The organism is Oceanibaculum pacificum (assembly GCF_001618175.1).
In the GTDB taxonomy this organism is placed as follows: Bacteria; Pseudomonadota; Alphaproteobacteria; order Oceanibaculales; family Oceanibaculaceae; genus Oceanibaculum; species Oceanibaculum pacificum.
In genome coordinates, this window is the sequence record NZ_LPXN01000035.1 from 1 (window position 1) to 18771 (window position 18771).

Genomic DNA, 18771 nt, shown 5'->3' on the forward strand with positions numbered 1-18771 from the left:
ACAAGGCCGGGGGTGACGGTCTGAGAATTTCCCTTACTTCGTCATTCCCGGCCTTGTGCCGGGAATCAGGTCAAGCCAATCGGGATTATCGCGTTCGATCAAATTGACTTTCCAATCGCGGCGCCTACGTTTCAGCGATTTTTCTCGCTGAATGGCCTCTAGCGCTGTCCCAAACAACTCGTAATGAACAAGGCGTTTAACCGCGTAGCGTTTAGTGAAACCCTTTACGGCGCTTTGCCTGTGCTCATATGCGCGCCGCGCAATGTCATGGGTAACGCCGATATAAACAGTGCAACGTACATCACTGGCGAGAATATAGACGTAGTAGGCCATGCGTGCCCTGTAATGGCTACTCCGACCGGTCCGCCAGCGCGTCGGTCAGCGCGGTCAGATGCGTGGCGGCGGCGATGGCGGTGGCTTCCTCCATCGCCCGGTAGTGACGGATCACCGCCTCGCCCAGGGGCGAGAGGGCGGCGCCGCCGCCGCCGGGGCCGCCATGCTGGGTTTCGACCAGCGGGGCCTTGAAGGCCTGGTTCAGCCCGTCGACCAGCAGCCAGGCGCGGCGGTAGGACATGCGCATCGCCTTGCCGGCGGCCGTGATCGAGCCATGCTGGCTGATCAGTTCCAATAACCGTACCTTGCCCGGCCCCAGCGCGCCCTGGGCGCCGAAATCGACGCGCAGCGTGAGGCGCGCGCCCTCGTCGCCACGGGCGGGCGGGGCGGAGCGGCGGGTGACGCCTTTCTGGGCTGGCTGGCTCATGCAGAAATTATAGCGCAGGCGGCACGAAAAACGGCGCGGGCCTTTCGACCCGCGCCGCTATTTTCGCGATCTCGTCAATCAGGCGGCGGCGCGGATGCCGGCGGCCTTCACATTGTCGGGAACATGCGCCTCGAACTGCTGGAAGTTCTTCTCGAACCGGCCGCGCAGGTCGTGGGCGGTGGTGTCGTAGGCGCCCTTGTCCGACCAGGTCTTGCGCGGGTCCAGCACGTCGGCCGGCACGTCCGGACAATTCTCCGGCACCAGCAGGCCGAAATTCGGGTCCTGCCGCACGCCGACCTGGGCCAGCGTGCCGTTCAGCGCGGCGGCCACCATGGCGCGGGTATAGGCGATCTTCATGCGCTGGCCGACGCCGGCCTTGCCGCCGCTCCAGCCGGTGTTCACCAGCCAGCATTTGGCGCCATGCTTGGCGATGCGGTCGCGCAGCATCTCGGCATAGACGGTCGGGTGGCGCGGCATGAAGGGCGCGCCGAAGCAGGTGGAGAAGGTCGCCTGCGGCTCGTTGCCCAGACCCTTTTCGGTGCCGGCGACGCGCGCGGTATAGCCGGACAGGAAGTGATACATCGCCTGCTCCGGGCTGAGCTGGCTGATCGGCGGCAGCACGCCGAAGGCGTCGGCCGTGAGCATCACCACATTATCGGGATGGCCGCCCATGCCCGACAGATCCATGTTGGGAATGAAGTCCAGCGGGTAGGAGGCGCGGGTATTCTCGGTCAGGCTGGCGTCGTCCAGGTCGAGCATCCGGGTGACCGGATCCATGACCACATTCTCCAGGATGGTGCCGAAGCGCTCGGTGGTGGCGAAGATTTCCGGCTCCGCCTCGCGCGACAGCCGGATCACCTTGGCGTAGCAGCCGCCCTCGAAATTGAACACGCCATTATCCGACCAGCCATGCTCGTCATCGCCGATCAGGGTGCGGGTGGAATCGGCCGATAGGGTGGTCTTGCCGGTGCCCGATAGGCCGAAGAAGATCGCCACATCGCCGCGCTGGCCGATATTGGCCGAGCAATGCATCGGCAGCACGCCCTGGGCCGGCAGCAGGTAATTCAGGATGGTGAAGACCGATTTCTTGATCTCGCCGGCATAGGAGGTGCCGCCGATCAGCACCAGGCGCTTGGCCATGTCGACCAGGATGAAGGTCTCGGAGGCCAGATCGTCGGCCTTGCCGCGCCCCATCAGGCTGGCGACGTTCACGATGGTGAATTGCGGCTGGAAGCCCGGCAGTTCGTCCAGCTTCGGCTGGATAAACATGTTGCGGGCGAACAGGTTATGCCAGGCGCTTTCGGTGATCACGCGGATCGGCAGGCGGAAGGCGGGGTCGGCCCCAGCATAGCAATCCTGCACGAAGATTTCGCGGTTCTGAAGATAGGCCTGCACGCGGGCGAGAATTTCGTCGAACCGGGCCTGGGAGATCGGCCGGTTCACCTCGCCCCAATTAATGTCCTTGTTGGAGCCGGGCTCGTCGACGAAGAACTTATCCTTCGGCGCGCGGCCGGTATGCTTGCCAGTGTTGGTCACCAGCGCGCCGCCATGACCGATCTCGGCCTCCCCGCGACGGATCGCCGCTTCGTACAGCGCCGGCGTCGTCAGGTTCCAATGCGCGGCTTTCAGATTGATAAGTCCGTGATTGTCCAGGCCGTATGCGGCCTGGGTGCCGGTGCTGTGCACGTCGGGTCTCCTCCTAAAATTCTGCCGGGCATCTTCTCGCCGAACAGGCGCGGGGGCGTATCGATGCCTCAATTAGTGCAAACTAGATAACGGGGCGGCATGGCTCCATGCAACATCCTTGTAACGCAAAAACAGCCCCGGAGTTTCAAACTGCGCCATTCCGTCGCGCCTGTTTGACCAGCCGCACCAGTTCGGCCCGCGCCTGCTCGGCGTCGCGCACGAGGTTGGCGAAGGGCAGGCGGGCGACCTGTCCGCCGCGCCGCAGATCGCAACCTTCCGGGTCGCAGCCGGTCATGATCCAGCCTTCGCCCGGCAGGCTCAGCAGCGTCGAGGCATATAGCGAGACGGCATCGGCATGATCCTCGTTCATATGCCCGACGATATCGGCCTCGCGCTCGGCCAGCGCTTCCGCGCCCGTGCTGTCGAACAGGAAATCCTCCAGCCAATGGATGCGCCCGAAGCCGGCGACCAGATGCGCGCGCTCCGGCATCAGCCGATACAGGTTGAAATCCGTGAAGCCGGCATAGAGCGCCGCCCCTGGATGCCGGGCGACGAAGCGTCGCTTCAACATCTCATCGCCGCTGGGCTGAAGGCGCCCCTGCAGCGTGACGCGCGGGCCGGTCAGCGGCTCCTCATAGCCCGCCGTGCCGTCGATCAGCAGCGACACGCGGGCGTCGGTCTTAAGGTTTTTCGTATGGTCCGCCAGGTCGGACAATAGCAGCAGCGGCCGCGCGTCATGGTCGCAGGCCAGCAGGACCAGCGAGGCATAGGGCCAGCCCTCGGCCCCCACCAGGCTGGTCGCCAGCGTGCCGCGATCCGCTGTGCGGATCAGCCGCCGGGCGATGTCGCCCGGCGTGTCCTCGACGTTAGTGCCGCTCTCAGTGGGTGTGGGCTTTGCCATGGCCGCCCATGCCGCCCATGCCCTCGGGACCGGCGGCGCCGGTCGGCAGCACCTCGGCGGTGACCTTCACCTCGCCGGCGGTCTCATAGACCAGCACCAGCGGAATCGCCTGGCCGGCGACCAGCGGCTGCTTCAATCCGATCAGCATGATATGCAGCCCGCCCGGCTGGAAGACGACCGGGGTGCCCGGCTCCACCTCCACGCCGTCAATGCGGCGCATGCGCATGATGTTATTCTCCATCATGTGGGTGTGAATCTCGACCTTTTCCGCCACGTCGGATTTCACCGCGACCAGCTTGTCGGCCTTGCCGGTATCGTTGGTCAGCGTCATGTAGACCGCGCCCGTCTTGGCGGTCGGCGGTGTCGCGCGGCTCCACACCTTGCTGGCCTCGACATGGTCATGATGGGCGCTGGCGGCGACCGGCATCAGCAACGCCAGCGCGGCGACGATAAGGGACGATAAAAGACGCATGGTTATACTCCCGGGTTCAATTGCGGCAATTTTCCGTCAAGATGATCTCTGGGAGTAATGCCTTCAACAGGTCATGACGCCGCAGAGCCGCAGATTTCCGTCGATTACAGGTAATTTGCGAAAACTTGGCAGAATGCACCGAAAAAGTCTAAATCCCTTGCTATCCATCCTGATCGGCCGGCAAAAAGCGCGTCCGATGGGGTTTTATTGGGGACGTCCTTCCAAAGGGGGAGACCGTGGCACATACCATCGCGCTGGTGGATGACGATCAGAACATCATAACTTCCGTGCAGATCGCATTGGAGGCGGAGGGCTTCGAGGTACGCACCTACGGCGATGGCGAGGAGGCCTTGCAAGGCATCAGCCAGCGCCCGGTCGATCTGGCGGTGCTGGACATCAAGATGCCGCGCATGGATGGCATGGAGCTGTTGTCCAAGCTGCGCAAGAAGACGGCGATGCCGGTGATCTTCCTGACCTCCAAGGATGACGAGGTGGACGAGGTGCTGGGCCTGCGCATGGGCGCGGACGACTACATCACCAAGCCGTTCTCGCAGCGCCTGCTGATCGAGCGCATCCGCGCGCTGCTGCGCCGCCAGGATTTGGCGCAGGAAACGACTGAGCCGGGCAAGGAGAACGTCATCGTGCGCGGCGAGCTGGTGCTCGATCCGCGCCGCCACATGTGCACCTGGAAGGGCGGGCCGGTGAACCTCACCGTCACTGAATTCCTGATCCTGAAGGCGCTGGCCCAGCGGCCTGGCCATGTGAAGAACCGCGACCAGCTGATGGATGCGGCCTATGGCGAATCGATCTATGTCGACGACCGCACCATCGACAGCCACATCAAGCGGCTGCGCAAAAAGTTCAAGCAGGTTGACGACGACTTCCAGGAAATCGAGACCCTGTATGGCGTCGGCTATCGCTATCGCGAGGGCTGATGCTTTTTTCCAGCGCAAGGGCTGCGTAGACAATGTCTTCACGCGCCGAGCACCAGTCGCAGGAACGGCGGTCCCTGCCGGTCCCCTTGGAGGACCGGCCGCCCCTAGCCGTGCTGCCGCCCGAGGGGGGGGCAGGCGAGCCCCAAGGCGGCGAGGACAGCGCCTCCGTACAGGCCCTAGAGGAGGCTGAGGCGCGCCTGCGCCGCCGCCGCCGCTGGCGCTGGTCGCCGCTGACCACGCGCATCCTGGCGATCAACCTGCTGGCGCTGGGGCTGCTGGTGGCCGGCGTGTTCTATGTCGACGAATATCGCCGCGGGCTGATCGAGGCCGAGTTGCAGGCCTTGCGCCTGCAGGCCGATCTGTTCGCCGAGGCGTTGGGCGCTGGCGCCGTGCAGATGCCGTCCGACGATGGGGTGGATATCTCCGGCGAGCTGGCGCGCCAGCTTGTGCGCCGGCTGGAAGGGCCGATGCGCACCCGCCTGCGGGTGTTCCGGCTGGATGGCGAGCTGATCGCCGACAGCCGCCTGTTGCGCGGCCCCTACGGCACGGTGCAGATCGAGCCGCTGCCGCCGATCATCGAGCGGCCCGGCCTGTCCGAACGGGTGGCCAACACGATCTATGACTGGGTGATGAACTGGCTGCCCACCAACGAGAATTTGCCGGCCTATGCCGAGGCCCCGGTGCAGAGCGGCAATGATTACCCGGAAGTGCGCAGCGCCTTGCAGGGCGACCCGGCGACCGAGCTGCGACAGACCGGCGACGGTCGCATGCTGCTGTCGGTCGCCGTGCCGGTGCAGAGCTACCGCCAGGTGCTGGGCGCGCTGATGATCACCGGCACCGACAAGGTGATCGACGAGCGGGTGCGCGCCGTGCGCATCGACATCCTGAAGGTCTTCACCCTGGTCTTCACGCTGACGGTGGCGCTGTCGCTCTATCTCGCCGGCACCATCACGCGCCCGCTCTCCAAGCTGGCGGCGGCGGCGGAGCGGATGCGCCAGGGCATGAACCGGCAATACCGCATCCCCGATTTCCGCCGCCGCAACGACGAGATCGGCGACCTGTCGGGTGCGTTGATCGAGATGACCGAAGCGATCTGGCAGCGCATGGACGCCATCGAGCGTTTCGCCGCCGATGTGTCGCACGAGATCAAGAATCCGCTGACCAGCCTGCGCAGCGCCGTGGAGACCGCCGCCCGGGTGAAGGATCCCGACCAGCAGAAGCGGCTGATGGCCGTGATCCTGGACGACGTGCAGCGCCTGGACCGGCTGATCAGCGACATCTCCGACGCCTCGCGCCTGGATTCCGAGCTGTCGCGCGCCGATGCCGAGCCGGTGGATATCACCGTCATGCTCTCGACCCTGATCGAGGTCTATATGGCGGTGACGCGGGAGGAGGGCCCCTCCTTCAGCCTCAGCCTGCCAAAGGAAAAGCTGGTGGTGCTGGGGCTGGAAACCCGCCTTGGCCAGGTGGTGCGCAATTTGATCAGCAACGCCATCAGCTTCTCGCCGCCCGATGGCACGATTGCCGTCTCGGCCCGCCGGCACGGCAATTGGGTGCTGTTCACGGTCGAGGATGAAGGCCCCGGCATCCCGGAAAACAAGCTGGCGGACATCTTCAACCGGTTCTACACGGAACGGCCGAAGGGCGAGAAGTTCGGCCGCCATTCCGGTCTCGGCCTGTCTATCTCCAAACAGATCGTCGAGGCGCTGAGCGGCACGATAACGGCGGAAAACCGCCGCGACGCCGACGGCAATATCTGCGGCGCCCGCTTCACCGTGCGCCTGCCCAAGGCCTGATCCGGCCATGAGCGAGCTGCTGGTGCATGCCACCGCCATTGCGCTGAACGGCCGCGCGGTGCTGCTGTGCGGTCCGTCCGGCAGCGGCAAGTCGGACCTGGCGCTGCGCGCCATTGAGGCCGGCGCGGTGCTGGTGGCGGACGATCAGACCCGGCTGCGCCGGCAGGGCGACCGGCTGATCGCTGAATGTCCGGAGACGATTCGCGGCCGGCTGGAGGTGCGCGGCATCGGCATTGTCGACATGCCGACGCGCGAGCGCGTGCCGGTGGCGCTGGTCGTCGATCTGGTCGCGCCGGCCCGGATGGAGCGGCTGCCGGAGCGGCGCAGCCGCGAATATCTGGGCATTGCCGTGCCGTTGCTGCTGCTTTCCCCGTTCGAGGCGTCGGCCCCGGCCAAGCTTCGGCTTGCCGTGGCCCGGCTTGCGGGGGAATAATGCGCGGCTCATGACCGACACGGCCACAGCCCCCGCCCTAACGGCGTCCCATTCCGACCGGATCGTGCTCGTCACGGGGCTATCCGGGGCCGGGCGCACCGCGTGCCTGAAGGCGCTGGAGGATATTGGCTATGAGGCCATCGACAATCTGCCGATCGGCCTGCTGCGGCTGTTGATCGATGGCGGCTGCGCCGGCCCGGCTCCGCAGGGCGGCGGCCACCCGCGCCCGATCGCCATCGGCGTCGACATCCGCACCCGCGATTTCGAGGTGGAGCGCGTCGCCGCCCTGATCGACCAGTTGCGCGCCGATAGCGGCCCCGAAGTGCGGCTGTTGTTCCTGGATTGCGATACCGAGGTGCTGGCCCGGCGCTTCACCGAGACCCGCCGCCGTCATCCGCTGGCCGCCGACCGGCCGGTGATGGACGGCATCGAGCTGGAACGCCAGCGCATCGCGCCGCTAAAGGAGCGCGCCGACCAGGTGATCGACACCACGGCGCTCGCCCCCGGCGATCTGCGCCGCCGGCTATGGGCCGAATTCGCGCTCGATCCGCGCCAGGGCGTGACCATCACGGTCGAATCCTTCTCCTACCGCGAAGGATTGCCGCGCGAGGCCGACCTGGTGTTCGACGTGCGCTTCCTGGACAATCCGCATTATGTCGATGCGCTCCGCCCGCTGGACGGCAGGCATCCGGACGTTGCCGCCCATATCGAGCGCGATGCGGGTTTCGAGCCTTTCTTCGAACGGCTGATCGCCATGCTGGGGCCGTTGCTGCCGCGCTATTACCAGGAAGGCAAAAGCTATCTCACCATCGCCATCGGCTGCACCGGCGGGCGCCATCGCTCCGTCTATGTCGCCGAGCGGCTGGCCATCTGGCTGGGCGAACAAGGCCAGCGGGTGATCCTGACCCATCGCGATCTCGAACGCTGGGCAAGCCGCCAGAAGAGCGGCCTCTAAAGAATGCCAAGGACAAGGACAAAGCAGGGGAAGTCCATATGATAGGCATGGTGCTGGTGACCCACGGCCGTCTGGCCGCGGAGCTGATCGCCGCTCTGGAACATGTCGTCGGCAAGCAGGAACGGGTCGCCGCCGTCTGCATCGGCCCGGATGACGACATGGAGCAGCGCCGGCAGGAAATTCTCGACAAGGTCGGCGAGGTGGAGGAAGGCGAGGGCGTCGTGGTGCTGACCGACATGTTCGGCGGCACGCCGTCGAACCTCGCCATCTCGATCATGAACAAGGCCAAGGTGGAGGTCATCGCCGGGGTCAATCTGCCGATGCTGATCAAGCTGGCCAGCGTGCGCCTGACCGAGGATCTGGCGCGCGCCGTGGAGAGCGCCCAGGACGCCGGACGCAAATATATCAACGTCGCCTCCAAGCTGCTCGCCGGGGAGGCCTCTTGACCACCGCCGCCGCCGTCAGCAGAACGCTGACCATCCTGAACAAGCGCGGCCTGCACGCCCGCGCGGCCGCCAAATTCGTGAAGCTGGCGGATCTGTACGAGGCCGACATCCAGGTCTCGAAGAGCGGCACCACCGTCTCCGGTCTGTCGATCATGGGCCTGATGATGCTGGCCGCCGCGCCGGGCTCCACCATCGACGTCACCGCCACCGGCCCGCAGGCCGCAGAGGCGGTGGACGCCATCGACCAACTCGTCGCCGACAAGTTCGGCGAGGAGTAGCCCGCCGCCAGGAGCAGCTCGCCCGATGCGCATAACTATATAAAGATATCTTTATTCTTGCCCCGATGGTTGCCCTCTGCTATAGCCGCGCCAGATTTTCAGACCATATCGCCTTGGGCGAATCCCAGAGGAGACAGCCGATGAGTTCCTTCACCGACTACAAGGTCGCCGACATCAAGCTGGCCGACTGGGGGCGCCGCGAGATTCGTATCGCCGAGACCGAGATGCCGGGCCTGATGGCGCTGCGCGAGGAGTATGGCGATTCCAAGCCGCTGGCTGGCGCGCGCATCGTCGGCTGCCTGCACATGACGATCCAGACCGCCGTGCTGATCGAGACGCTGACCCATCTGGGGGCCACTATCCGCTGGTCGTCCTGCAACATCTACTCGACCCAGGACCAGGCCGCCGCGGCGATCGCCGCCGCCGGCATTCCGGTCTTCGCCTGGAAGGGCGAGACGGAGGAGGAGTTCTGGTGGTGCATTGAGCAGACCGTGAAGGGCCCGGACGGCTGGACCCCGAACATGATCCTCGACGATGGCGGCGACCTGACCGTGCTGATGCACGACAAGTACCCTGAGATGCTGAACGATGTGCGCGGCCTGTCGGAAGAGACCACGACCGGCGTGCATCGCCTGTACGAGATGCAGAAGAAGGGCACGCTGAAGGTTCCGGCCATCAATGTGAACGACAGCGTCACCAAGTCGAAGTTCGACAATCTCTATGGCTGCCGCGAAAGCCTGGTCGACGGCATCCGACGCGCCACCGACGTGATGATGTCGGGCAAGGTCGCCGTGGTGTGCGGCTATGGCGATGTCGGCAAAGGCTCCGCCGCCTCGCTGCGCAATGCCGGCGCGCGCGTGATGGTCACCGAGATCGACCCGATCTGCGCCCTGCAGGCGGCCATGGAAGGCTTCCAGGTCGTGACCATGGAGGATGCCGCCCCGGTGGCCGATATCTTCGTCACCGCGACCGGCAACAAGGACATCATCACCATCGACCATATGCGGGCCATGAAGGACCGCGCCATTGTCTGCAATATCGGCCATTTCGACACCGAGATTCAGATCGGCGCGCTGTCCAACTACACCTGGGAAGAGGTGAAGCCGCAGGTCGACGAGGTGGTGTTCCCGGACAATAAGCGCCTGATCGTGCTGTCCAAGGGCCGCCTGGTGAATCTGGGCAACGCCACCGGCCATCCCAGCTTCGTGATGAGCGCCTCCTTCACCAACCAGGTGCTGGCGCAGCTGGAACTGTGGAAGAACCACGCGAATTACGAGCGCAAGGTCTATGTGCTGCCCAAGCATCTCGACGAGAAGGTGGCGGCCCTGCATCTCGCCAAGGTCGGCGCCAAGCTGACTAAGCTGACCCCGGACCAGGCCGCCTATATCGGCGTCGAGGAAACCGGGCCGTTCAAGGCCGAGCAGTATCGCTACTGATCCGGCGCGAAGCGGGTTTCCGAAGGGCCGGCGTGTCATGCGCCGGCCCTTTTGTCTTTGTCCTGGCTTACGGGCATTGAGGCGGTGGCCGGTGCTGACTACAGTTGCCGGTATGTCGCATCCTCTGCTGCGCGCGCCACTGCTCTCCATCCTCGCCGGCTGCATGCTCGCGATGCCGGCCATGCCGGCCTTCGCTCAGGCTGCCGGGCTGGTTGGCGGCCTGCCGATAGCCGGCCATCCGCTGGCGCTGGGCGGCGTCGCCCTGCTGTTTATCCTGCTTGCCGCCCTCGCCCTGATCCTGCGCCGTCGCCTTGTTCGCGCCGAGGCGCGCGCCGATGAGGCCGAGCGGGCCTTGGCGCGCACCGGCGACGCGCTGGCCGCCGCCGAGGCGCGATTGACGGAGGCCGCCGGGCGGGATGCGGTGTTCGCCGCGACCGAGGCGCTGGGGGTGCCGGTCTGGCGGCGGGACGCCGAGGCGCGCTTCGCCTGGGGCAACCGGGCCTATCGCGCGCTGCTGGCCGATACCGGCGGCGTCGAGGAGGAGGGCGAGATCGGCGGCGCGGGATCGTCCGAGACCGGGCCGGAGCTGGCGCTGCGGGCGCTGCGCAGCGGCCATCCGCAATCCGCCAGCCGGCATGTCGCGGCCGCCGGCCGCCGGCAGTTGATGGAATTCACCGAGACGCCGCTGGCCGAGGCCGCCGGCACGGTCGGCTATGTGCTCGACGTCTCGGCGCTGGAGCGCGCGCAGGCGGAACTGGACCGCCACATCGCCGCGCATGACGATGTGCTGGAGAATCTGCGGGTCGCCATCTCCATCTTCGGGCCCGACCGGCGGCTGAAATTCTTCAACGCCACCTTCGCCAGCCTGTGGAACCTGGATACCCGCTTCCTTGCCGCCGAACCCACGCTGGGCGAGGTGCTGGACGCGCTACGCGAACGCCGCCGCCTGCCGGAGGTGACCGATTTCCAGGCCGTGAAGCGCGGCATCGAGAAGCGCTTCACCTCCCTGCTGGGGCCGGACGAGGAATTGCTGCATCTCCCCGACGAAACGACGATCCGCCGGGTGACCACGCCGCATCCGTTCGGCGGGCTGGTCTTCGCCGACGAGGATGTGACCGACCGGCTGGCGATGGAGCGCAGCTACAACACGCTGAACGCGGTGCAGCGCGAGACCATCGACAAGCTGCATGAAGGCATCGCCGTGTTCGGCGGCGATGCGCGCCTCAAGCTGTGGAACCCGGTCTTCGCCCGCATGTGGGCCCTGCCCACCGAGATGCTGGAGGCCGAGCCGCATATCTCCGAGATCATGGAGGCGACGCGCGGCTTCTTCCCGCATATCGACTGGACGGCGTTCAAGGCGGAGACGCTGGCGCGGATCAGCGAGCGGGAAACCACCGCCGGCCGGCATCTGCGCGGCGATGGCACGGCCATCGACTATGCCTTCGTGCCGCTGCCCGATGGCGCGACGCTGATCTCCTATGTCGATGTCTCCGATTCCGTCCGCGTCGAGCGCGTGCTGCTGGAGCGCAACGAGGCGCTGGAGGAAGCCGACCGGCTGAAGAGCGAGTTCGTCGCCAACGTCTCCTACGAGCTGCGCACGCCGCTGAATGCCATCGTCGGCTTCTCGGAAATATTGGCGCAGGGCTATTTCGGGCCGCTGAACGACCGGCAGAAGGAATATAGCCAGGCGATCCTGACCTCCTCCCAGCGGTTGATCTCGCTGGTGAACGATATTCTCGATCTCGCCAGCATCGAGGCCGGCTACATGACGCTGACGGTGGAGCCGGTGGACATCGCCGAATGCATGGCCTCGCTGCTGGTGCTGTCCTCTGAGGGCGCGCGCAACCACGATCTACAGATCGTGCTCGACTGTCCGGACGATATCGGCTCGATCCAGGCCGACGAGCGGCGGCTGAAGCAGGCACTGTTCAACGTGATCTCCAACGCGCTGAAATTCACCCTGCCGGGCGGCACCATCACGCTCGCGGCCCGGCGGCGCGAGCCGGACCAGGTAACGCTGACCGTCAGCGACAATGGCGTCGGCATTCCGCTGCACGATCAGAATCGCGTATTTGGCAAGTTCGAGCGCGGCCGCAACCAGCGCGAGGCCGGGGCCGGCCTGGGGCTTTCCCTGGTGAAGAGCCTGGTGGAGTTGCATGGCGGCACGGTCGAGATGCGCTCGGAAATCGACCACGGCACCATCGTCCACATCCACCTTCCGGTCGACGGCCCGCCGCAACCCCCGACGCCCGTGCCGGAGGCGATGCTTTAGCAGCCTCACCCGCCGGCGGGGACGCCCTTGGTGGTGGAATATTCGAAATGCAGCGCCGTGTCGGGCCGCAGGATGGGGTGAATGGCGTGCGCCGCATGGGCCGCCTCGGCGAAGCCGGTGAGGATCAGCTTCAGCTTGCCGGGATAGGTATTGATGTCGCCGATGGCGAAAATGCCGGGCACGCTGGTCTGGCAGGTCGCGGGATCGACCGTCAGCATGTGCCGCTCCAGCGCCAGCCCCCATTCGGCGATCGGCCCCAGATTCATCGACAGGCCGAAGAAGGCCAGCATGGCGTCGGCCTCCAGCCGGCGCACCGTGCCCTCCAGCGTCGAGACGGTGACGGCGTCGAGCTGTCCGTCATGGCCCTCCAGCCCCTGTAGCTGATAGGGCACCACCAGCTCCAGCACGCCCTCGGCATGCAGCTGTTCCAGCCGACAGACATTCTCGTAGGCGGCGCGGAATTTGCCGCGCCGGTGCACCACCATGACCTGCGCGATCTCCGACAGCGACAGCGCCCAATCGACCGCGGAATCGCCGCCGCCGGCGATCACCACCTTCTTGCCGCGAAAATCCTCGCGCCGCTTCACCATGTAGTGCAGCGACTTTCCCTCATAGGCCTCGATCCCTTCGATCGGCGGCCGGTTCGGCCCGAACGCGCCGGAGCCGGCGGCGATCACCACCGCGCCGGCCTCGATCACCGTGCCGGCGGAGGTTTCCAGCCGCCAGCGCCCATCCTCCAGCCGGGTCAGGCCGGTCGCCTGCTGGCCCAGATGGAAGATCGGCGCGAAGGGGGAGGCCTGCTCCTCCAGCCGGTGGATCAGCGCCGCCGCCTCGATCTTGGGATATCCCGGAATGTCGAAGATCGGCTTTTCCGGATACAGCGCGATGCATTGCCCGCCGATGCCGTCCAGCGCGTCGACCACCTGGCAGCGAAAGCCCAGCATGCCGAGCTGGAAGATGGCGAACAGCCCGACCGGGCCGGCGCCGATGATCGCTACATCGGTCTTGTTGGGATTGCTCATGGGAACCGGTCGCTTTGCGGAAAACGTCGCTAAACATGGCCGGGCGCGGCGGCCATATCAACCCCAGGCGGAATCCGGGCATGCCCCGTTGCCTATCCGCCGCCGCCTCGCTACAACCGGGGATGACGAGTGCCGTGTCGCAGGGACCATTGCCCGCGTGTCCGATTCCACCTCCCTCATCGCCGAATTCGACCTGCCCGACGAGGCGGCCACGCTGGCGCTGGGCGCGGCGCTGGCCAGGCGGCTGCGGGCGGGCGATGTGGTGGCGCTGCGCGGCGATCTGGGGGCCGGCAAGACGGCGCTGGCGCGCGGCTTGATCCGGGCGCTGTTCGGCGCGGCTATCGAGGTGCCGAGCCCCACCTTCACCCTGGTGCAGACCTACGATCCGCCCGACGGCCCGGCCGTCTGGCATGTCGATCTGTACCGGCTGGAGCAGCCGGAGGAGGCCATCGAGCTGGGCCTGGAGGACGCCTTTGCCGACGCCGTCTCGCTGATCGAATGGCCGGACCGGCTGGGGCCGTACCTTCCCGCCCGGCGGCTCGATCTGACGCTGACCCATGCGGGAGACGGCCGCCGCGCCAGCCTGGCCGGCGGCGGCGACTGGCCCGCGCGGCTGAAAGGGCTGAGCCTGTGAGTGCGACCACCCGCGACGATCTGATCGATACCTTCCTGGCCCGCGCCGGCTGGGGCGACGGCGCGCGCGAGAAATTGCCCGGCGACGCCTCCTTCCGGCGCTACGAGCGTATCCGGCGGCAGGGCGAGAGCGCGATGCTGATGGACGCCCCGCCGCCGCAGGAGGATGTGCGCCCCTTCATCGCCATGGCCGAGCATCTGGTGGCGCTGGGCTACAGCGCGCCGCGCCTCCTGGCGCGCGATGCCGAGGCCGGCTTCCTGCTGCTGGAGGATCTGGGCGACGCCACCTTCACCCGCGCGCTGGCTTCCGGCGCGGACGAGACGCCGCTCTACACCGCCGCCGTCGATTTGCTGATCGATCTGCATCGCCAGCCGCGCGCCGCCGCCATCGACCTGCCGCCTTATGACGATGCGCTGTTCCTGCGCGAGGCGCATCTGCTGACCGACTGGTACCTGCCCGCCCTTGTCCCCGAGGCCGACATCGAGGCTGCCCGGTCCGGCCTCACGGAGGTGCTGACGCCGCTGCTGGCGCAAGCGCGGGTCGCTGCCCCGACGCTGGTGCTGCGCGACTATCACGTCGACAATCTGATGGTGCTGCCCGGCCGGGCCGGCGTCGCCGGGCTGGGGCTGCTGGATTTCCAGGATGCGGTGATCGGCCCCGCCGCCTACGATCTGGTCTCGCTATTGGAGGATGCGCGGCGCGACGTGCCGCCGGACCTCGCGGCGGCGCTGCTGGCGCGCTATGCGGCGGCCTTCCCGGACCTCGACCCGACGGCGCTGGCGCTGTCTTACCGCATCATGGGCGCGCAGCGCAGCATGAAGATTATCGGTATCTTCACCCGCCTGTCGCGCCGCGACGGCAAGCACCGCTATCTCGGCCATATCGACCGGCTGTGGCGGCTGATCGACCGCGACACCGACGATCCGGCGCTGGCGCCGCTGCGCGCCTGGCTGGCCAAGACCTTTCCGCCCGACCTGCGCCGCATCCCGGAGACGCCCGCATGAAACCACCCCGCGCGATGATCCTGGCCGCCGGCGAGGGCCGCCGCCTGCGCCCGATCACCGACACCATCCCGAAGCCGATGGTGCCGATCTGCGGCAAACCGCTGATCGACTATGCGCTGGACCGGATGGAGGAGGCCGGCATCGGCACCGTGGTGGTGAATAGCTGGTGGAAGGCGGAGGTGCTGGAAGCCCATCTGGCGAACCGCCGCAGCCCGGAAATCCTGCTATCCCGCGAGGAGGTGCTGCTGGAAACCGGCGGCGGGGTGAAAAAGGCGCTGCCGCTGCTGGGTGAGGACGCCTTCATTGCCGTGAATGGCGACAGCCTGTGGCTGAACGGCCTGTCCTCCGCCCTGGCGCGGCTGGTCGCTTTCTGGGACGATGCGACGATGGATGCGCTGCTGATGCTGTTCCCCACCTATGGCGCGCCGGGCTATCGCGGCGAGGGCGATTTCTTCCTGCATCCCGATACCCGACTGCGCCGCCGCAAGCAGAATGAGATCGTGCCCTTCGCCTATATGGGGGTGCAGATGCTGCATCCGCGCCTGTTCGAGGGCGCGCCGGACGGGCCGTTCTCGCTGAACATCCTCTACGACAAGGCGGCCGAGGCCGGGCGGCTGCACGGCATGGTGCATGACGGCATGTGGTATCACGTCAGCACGCCGGCGGATGTGGCCGAGACCGAATCCGCCTTCCTCGCCGGCCATACGCTGAAAATGGTGTGATGGCGGACGCGGCAGCCCCGCCCGTCTTCACCATCCCGCCGACAGCGGGCTTCGTCGATGCGCTGGCCGCCGGGCTGATGCAGCGCGCCGGGGGCGATCCGCTGGCGCTGTCGCGCATGCTGATCCTGCTGCCCACGCGGCGCGGCGGCCGCAGCCTGCGCGACGCCTTCCTGCGGCTGGCCGACGGGCGGCCGATGCTGTTGCCGCGCATGATGCCGCTGGGCGATCTGGATGCCGAGGAGATCGACCTGCAGGGCGGCGAGGAGCTGCTGTCTGGCGAGGGGCTGGATATCGCGCCGGCCATCCCCGGCCTGCAGCGGCAATTGCTGCTGGCCCGGCTGATCCTGCAACTGGGCGAGGGCCGGCCGGAAGGCCCGCACCGGCCCGACCAGGCGGTGCGCCTGGCGGCGGAACTGGCCCGGCTGCTCGACCAGGTGCAGACCGAGCAACTGACCTTCGACGCGCTTGCCGCCCTGGTGCCGGAGGATTACGCCCGGCACTGGCAGGTGACGCTGGAATTCCTGCGCATCGTCACCGAATTCTGGCCGCGCGTGCTGGCCGATTACGGTGCGCTCGACCCCGCCGCCCGGCGCAACGCGGTGCTGGAAGCGCAGGCCGATATCTGGCACGCCAGCCCGCCGGACCATCCCATCGTGGTCGCCGGCTCCACCGGCAGCGTGCCGGCGACGCGCGCGTTGATGGCCGCCATCGCGGCCCTGCCGCAGGGGCTGATCGTGCTGCCCGGCCTGGATAAGGAGAGCGATGACGCCACCTGGACCGCGATCGAGCGCGACGAAACCCACCCGCAATTCAATCTGGCGCAGCTGATCCGCCATCTCGGCGTGACGCGCGGCGCGGTGCGGGACTGGACCGCCTCATCCATCCCCCCGGCCCCTTCCCCCCGTCAGCGGCTGGTGGCCGAGGCGCTGCGCCCGGCGGAGACCACGGAAGCCTGGCGGCAGGCAGCGCCCTTTGGCGATTCCGACCTGGCCGGCCTGTCGCGCATCGACTGCGCCACCGCGCAGGAGGAGGCGGGCGTGATCGCCCTGGTGCTGCGCCAGGCGCTGGAGGTGCCGGGCAAGACCGCCGCGCTGGTGACGCCCGACCGGTCGCTCGCCCGCCGCGTCGCCGCCGAGCTGGCGCGCTGGGAATTGCTGGTCGACGATTCCGCCGGCGTGCCGCTGATGGAAACCCCGCCCGGCGGCTTTCTGCGCCTGACCGCGGCGCTTGCCGCCGAACGCTGCGCGCCGCTGGCCCTGCTCGCCGCGCTGAAGCACCCGCTGGCGGCCGGCGGTGAGGATCCGGCGGATTTCCGCCGCCGCGTGCGCCTGCTTGAGGAACACGCCCTGCGCGGCCCGCGCCCGAAGGAAGGCGTCGCCGGCATCCGCGAGGCGCTGGAGCAGAATATCCGCGATCTGGAGGAGCGCACCCAGCGCGACCACCGGCCGCGCCTGGCGCATCTGTTTCCCTGGCTCGACCGGCTGGAGGCGTTGCTGGCGCCGTTCAGCGCGCTGATGGCGGCGGACAGGGCCGACCCCGCCGAACTGCTGGAGGCGCATGGCCGGCTGGCCGAGGCGCTGGCCGCCAGCCGCGACGAGCCCGGCCCGGTGCGGCTGTGGCGCGGCGAGGCCGGCGAGGCGGCGGCGAATTTCCTGGCCGAACTGCGCGAGGCGGCGGGCACCCTGGGGCTGGCCGGTCCAGGCTTCTATCCCGCCCTGCTGGACGCGCTGCTGGCTGGGCGGGTGGTGCGGCCGCGGCAATCCAGCCATCCGCGCCTGTCCATCTGGGGGCCACTGGAGGCGCGCTTGCAGCAGGCCGACCTGGTGGTGCTGGGCGGGCTGAACGAGGGCACCTGGCCGCCCGAGGCCGGGGCCGACCCCTGGATGAGCCGACCGATGCGCCGCGCATTCGGCCTGCCGCTGCCGGAACGCCGCATCGGCCTGTCGGCGCACGATTTTGCGCAAGGATTCGCCGCGCCGGAGATCGTGCTGACGCGGGCCGAGAAGGTCGATGGCGCGCCGACCGTGCCCTCGCGCTGGCTGCTGCGGCTGGATACGGTCCTGGGGCCGGCCGCCGCCACGCTGCGGCGGGCGGAACCTGTCTGGCGCGGCTGGTGGGCCGCCATCGACCGGCCGCCGGCCATCCGTCCCGTCACCCGGCCGGAGCCACGGCCGCCGCTGGCGGCGCGCCCGACCCGGCTGTCGGTCACCGAGATCGAGACGCTGATGCGCGATCCCTACGCCATCTACGCCGCCAAGGTGCTGAGGCTGCACGCGCTGGACCCCATCGACGCCGACCCGGGTGCCGCGGAGCGCGGCACCATCATCCACAAGGCGCTGGAACGGTTCCTGGCGGACCATCCCGGCCATCTGCCGCCGGACGCGCAGGAGCGGCTGCTGGCCATTGGCGCGGCGGTGTTCGCCGAGGCGCTGGAGCGGCCGGGCGTCTGGGCCTTCTGGTGGCCGCGCTTCGAGCGCATCGCAAGCTGGTTCGTCGCCGCCGAGCGGGAGCGGCATGACGGAATCGCCCGGACGCTGACCGAGCTGCGCGGCCAGATCGACTTGGCAGGCTTCACGCTGACCGCCAAGGCCGACCGCATCGACCTTCTGAAGGATGGCACGCTGGCGCTGATCGACTACAAGACCGGCCAGCCACCGGCGAAGCGGGAGGTCGCCGCCGGCCATGCGCCGCAATTGCCGCTGGAAGCGCTGATCGCGGCCCAGGGCGGCTTTCCGGGGCTGGCCCCCGCAGCGGTCTCCGACCTGTCCTATTGGCGGTTGTCCGGCGGCGACCCGGCCGGCAAGATCAGCCCTGCCGCCGACGATATCGCCGCCGTGACCGAAAGCGCCCGCGACGGGCTGGAACGGCTGATCGCCGCCTATGCCGACCCCGCCACGCCCTACCTGTCGCGTCCCGATCCGGACGCCGCCCCGCGCTACAGCGATTATCTGCATCTGGCGCGGGTGAAGGAATGGTCCTCCAGCGGCGAGGAGGAGGCGGAATGAATCGGATTGCGGCG

General features: G+C 67.7%; 18 protein-coding genes. 12 read left to right on the forward strand and 6 right to left on the reverse strand.

What is annotated here, in order from left to right; genetic code table 11:
* Nucleotides 1-33 precede the first annotated feature (33 nt).
* The 5 genes from AUP43_RS18560 to AUP43_RS03170 all read right to left on the reverse strand — a co-directional run bounded on the left by AUP43_RS18560 (nucleotide 34) and on the right by AUP43_RS03170 (nucleotide 3819).
* The gene (locus AUP43_RS18560; protein WP_084462506.1) at nucleotides 34-333 is read right to left on the reverse strand and encodes a GIY-YIG nuclease family protein; all 300 of its coding nucleotides are present in this window, start codon (nucleotides 331-333) and stop codon (nucleotides 34-36) included.
* 16 nt (nucleotides 334-349) lie between these two features.
* Entirely contained in the window at nucleotides 350-760 is a 411-nt protein-coding gene (locus tag AUP43_RS03155) for a winged helix-turn-helix domain-containing protein (RefSeq protein WP_084462508.1), read from the reverse strand.
* 78 nt (nucleotides 761-838) lie between these two features.
* Entirely contained in the window at nucleotides 839-2446 is a 1608-nt protein-coding gene (locus AUP43_RS03160) for a phosphoenolpyruvate carboxykinase (RefSeq protein WP_067552576.1), read from the reverse strand.
* A 145-nt stretch (nucleotides 2447-2591) separates the two neighbouring features.
* Nucleotides 2592-3347, reverse strand: a complete 756-nt coding sequence (locus AUP43_RS03165; protein ID WP_067552579.1) for a HugZ family pyridoxamine 5'-phosphate oxidase — start codon at nucleotides 3345-3347, stop codon at nucleotides 2592-2594.
* Nucleotides 3325-3819 carry a copper chaperone PCu(A)C gene (locus AUP43_RS03170; protein ID WP_067552582.1) on the reverse strand — a complete coding sequence of 165 codons (495 nt, stop codon included), beginning with the start codon at nucleotides 3817-3819 and terminating at the stop codon, nucleotides 3325-3327. The genes AUP43_RS03165 and AUP43_RS03170 overlap by 23 nt, the downstream gene beginning before the upstream one ends.
* 236 nt (nucleotides 3820-4055) lie before the next feature.
* Here AUP43_RS03170 and AUP43_RS03175 point away from each other — a divergent pair, with 236 nt between their 5' ends.
* The 8 genes from AUP43_RS03175 (at nucleotide 4056) to AUP43_RS03210 (ending at nucleotide 12370) form a co-directional block, all read left to right on the forward strand.
* Nucleotides 4056-4754, forward strand: a complete 699-nt coding sequence (locus AUP43_RS03175; RefSeq protein ID WP_067552585.1) for a response regulator transcription factor — start codon at nucleotides 4056-4058, stop codon at nucleotides 4752-4754.
* A gap of 32 nt (nucleotides 4755-4786) precedes the next feature.
* On the forward strand, nucleotides 4787-6550 hold the full coding sequence (locus AUP43_RS03180; protein WP_084462510.1) for a stimulus-sensing domain-containing protein: 1764 nt from the start codon (nucleotides 4787-4789) through the stop codon (nucleotides 6548-6550).
* Nucleotides 6551-6557: 7 nt separating this feature from the next.
* Entirely contained in the window at nucleotides 6558-6983 is a 426-nt protein-coding gene (locus AUP43_RS03185; protein WP_067552588.1) for an HPr kinase/phosphorylase, read from the forward strand.
* A gap of 10 nt (nucleotides 6984-6993) precedes the next feature.
* Nucleotides 6994-7938, forward strand: a complete 945-nt coding sequence (gene rapZ, locus AUP43_RS03190) for an RNase adapter RapZ (RefSeq protein ID WP_067552591.1) — start codon at nucleotides 6994-6996, stop codon at nucleotides 7936-7938.
* 38 nt (nucleotides 7939-7976) lie between these two features.
* Nucleotides 7977-8384, forward strand: coding sequence for a PTS sugar transporter subunit IIA (locus AUP43_RS03195; RefSeq protein WP_067552595.1), 408 nt, complete (start codon nucleotides 7977-7979; stop codon nucleotides 8382-8384).
* Nucleotides 8381-8662 carry an HPr family phosphocarrier protein gene (locus tag AUP43_RS03200; protein ID WP_067552598.1) on the forward strand — a complete coding sequence of 94 codons (282 nt, stop codon included), beginning with the start codon at nucleotides 8381-8383 and terminating at the stop codon, nucleotides 8660-8662. Before AUP43_RS03195 ends, AUP43_RS03200 begins: the two co-directional genes overlap by 4 nt.
* Before the next feature lie 140 nt (nucleotides 8663-8802).
* Complete coding sequence (gene ahcY / locus AUP43_RS03205) at nucleotides 8803-10098, forward strand: adenosylhomocysteinase (RefSeq protein WP_067552601.1); 1296 nt, start codon at nucleotides 8803-8805, stop codon at nucleotides 10096-10098.
* Nucleotides 10099-10189: 91 nt separating this feature from the next.
* Nucleotides 10190-12370: a sensor histidine kinase gene (locus tag AUP43_RS03210; protein ID WP_198154808.1), complete on the forward strand. Its 2181-nt coding sequence runs from the start codon at nucleotides 10190-10192 to the stop codon at nucleotides 12368-12370.
* 5 nt (nucleotides 12371-12375) lie between these two features.
* On the opposite strand, the gene AUP43_RS03215 is transcribed toward AUP43_RS03210, so the two are convergent.
* Entirely contained in the window at nucleotides 12376-13392 is a 1017-nt protein-coding gene (locus AUP43_RS03215) for an NAD(P)/FAD-dependent oxidoreductase (RefSeq protein ID WP_067552607.1), read from the reverse strand.
* A gap of 157 nt (nucleotides 13393-13549) precedes the next feature.
* On the opposite strand from AUP43_RS03215, the gene tsaE reads away from it, so the two are divergent.
* The 4 genes from tsaE to addB are packed head-to-tail and all read left to right on the forward strand — an operon-like array spanning nucleotide 13550 to nucleotide 18757.
* Nucleotides 13550-14026 (forward strand): tRNA (adenosine(37)-N6)-threonylcarbamoyltransferase complex ATPase subunit type 1 TsaE, encoded by a 477-nt coding sequence (gene tsaE / locus AUP43_RS03220; protein WP_232314863.1) that lies wholly within the window; start codon nucleotides 13550-13552, stop codon nucleotides 14024-14026.
* Nucleotides 14023-15030: an aminoglycoside phosphotransferase family protein gene (locus tag AUP43_RS03225; RefSeq protein ID WP_067552610.1), complete on the forward strand. Its 1008-nt coding sequence runs from the start codon at nucleotides 14023-14025 to the stop codon at nucleotides 15028-15030. Before tsaE ends, AUP43_RS03225 begins: the two co-directional genes overlap by 4 nt.
* Complete coding sequence (locus AUP43_RS03230; protein ID WP_067552613.1) at nucleotides 15027-15752, forward strand: nucleotidyltransferase family protein; 726 nt, start codon at nucleotides 15027-15029, stop codon at nucleotides 15750-15752. Before AUP43_RS03225 ends, AUP43_RS03230 begins: the two co-directional genes overlap by 4 nt.
* Nucleotides 15752-18757, forward strand: a complete 3006-nt coding sequence (gene addB, locus AUP43_RS03235; RefSeq protein WP_067552616.1) for a double-strand break repair protein AddB — start codon at nucleotides 15752-15754, stop codon at nucleotides 18755-18757. Before AUP43_RS03230 ends, addB begins: the two co-directional genes overlap by 1 nt.
* Nucleotides 18758-18771 lie beyond the last annotated feature (14 nt).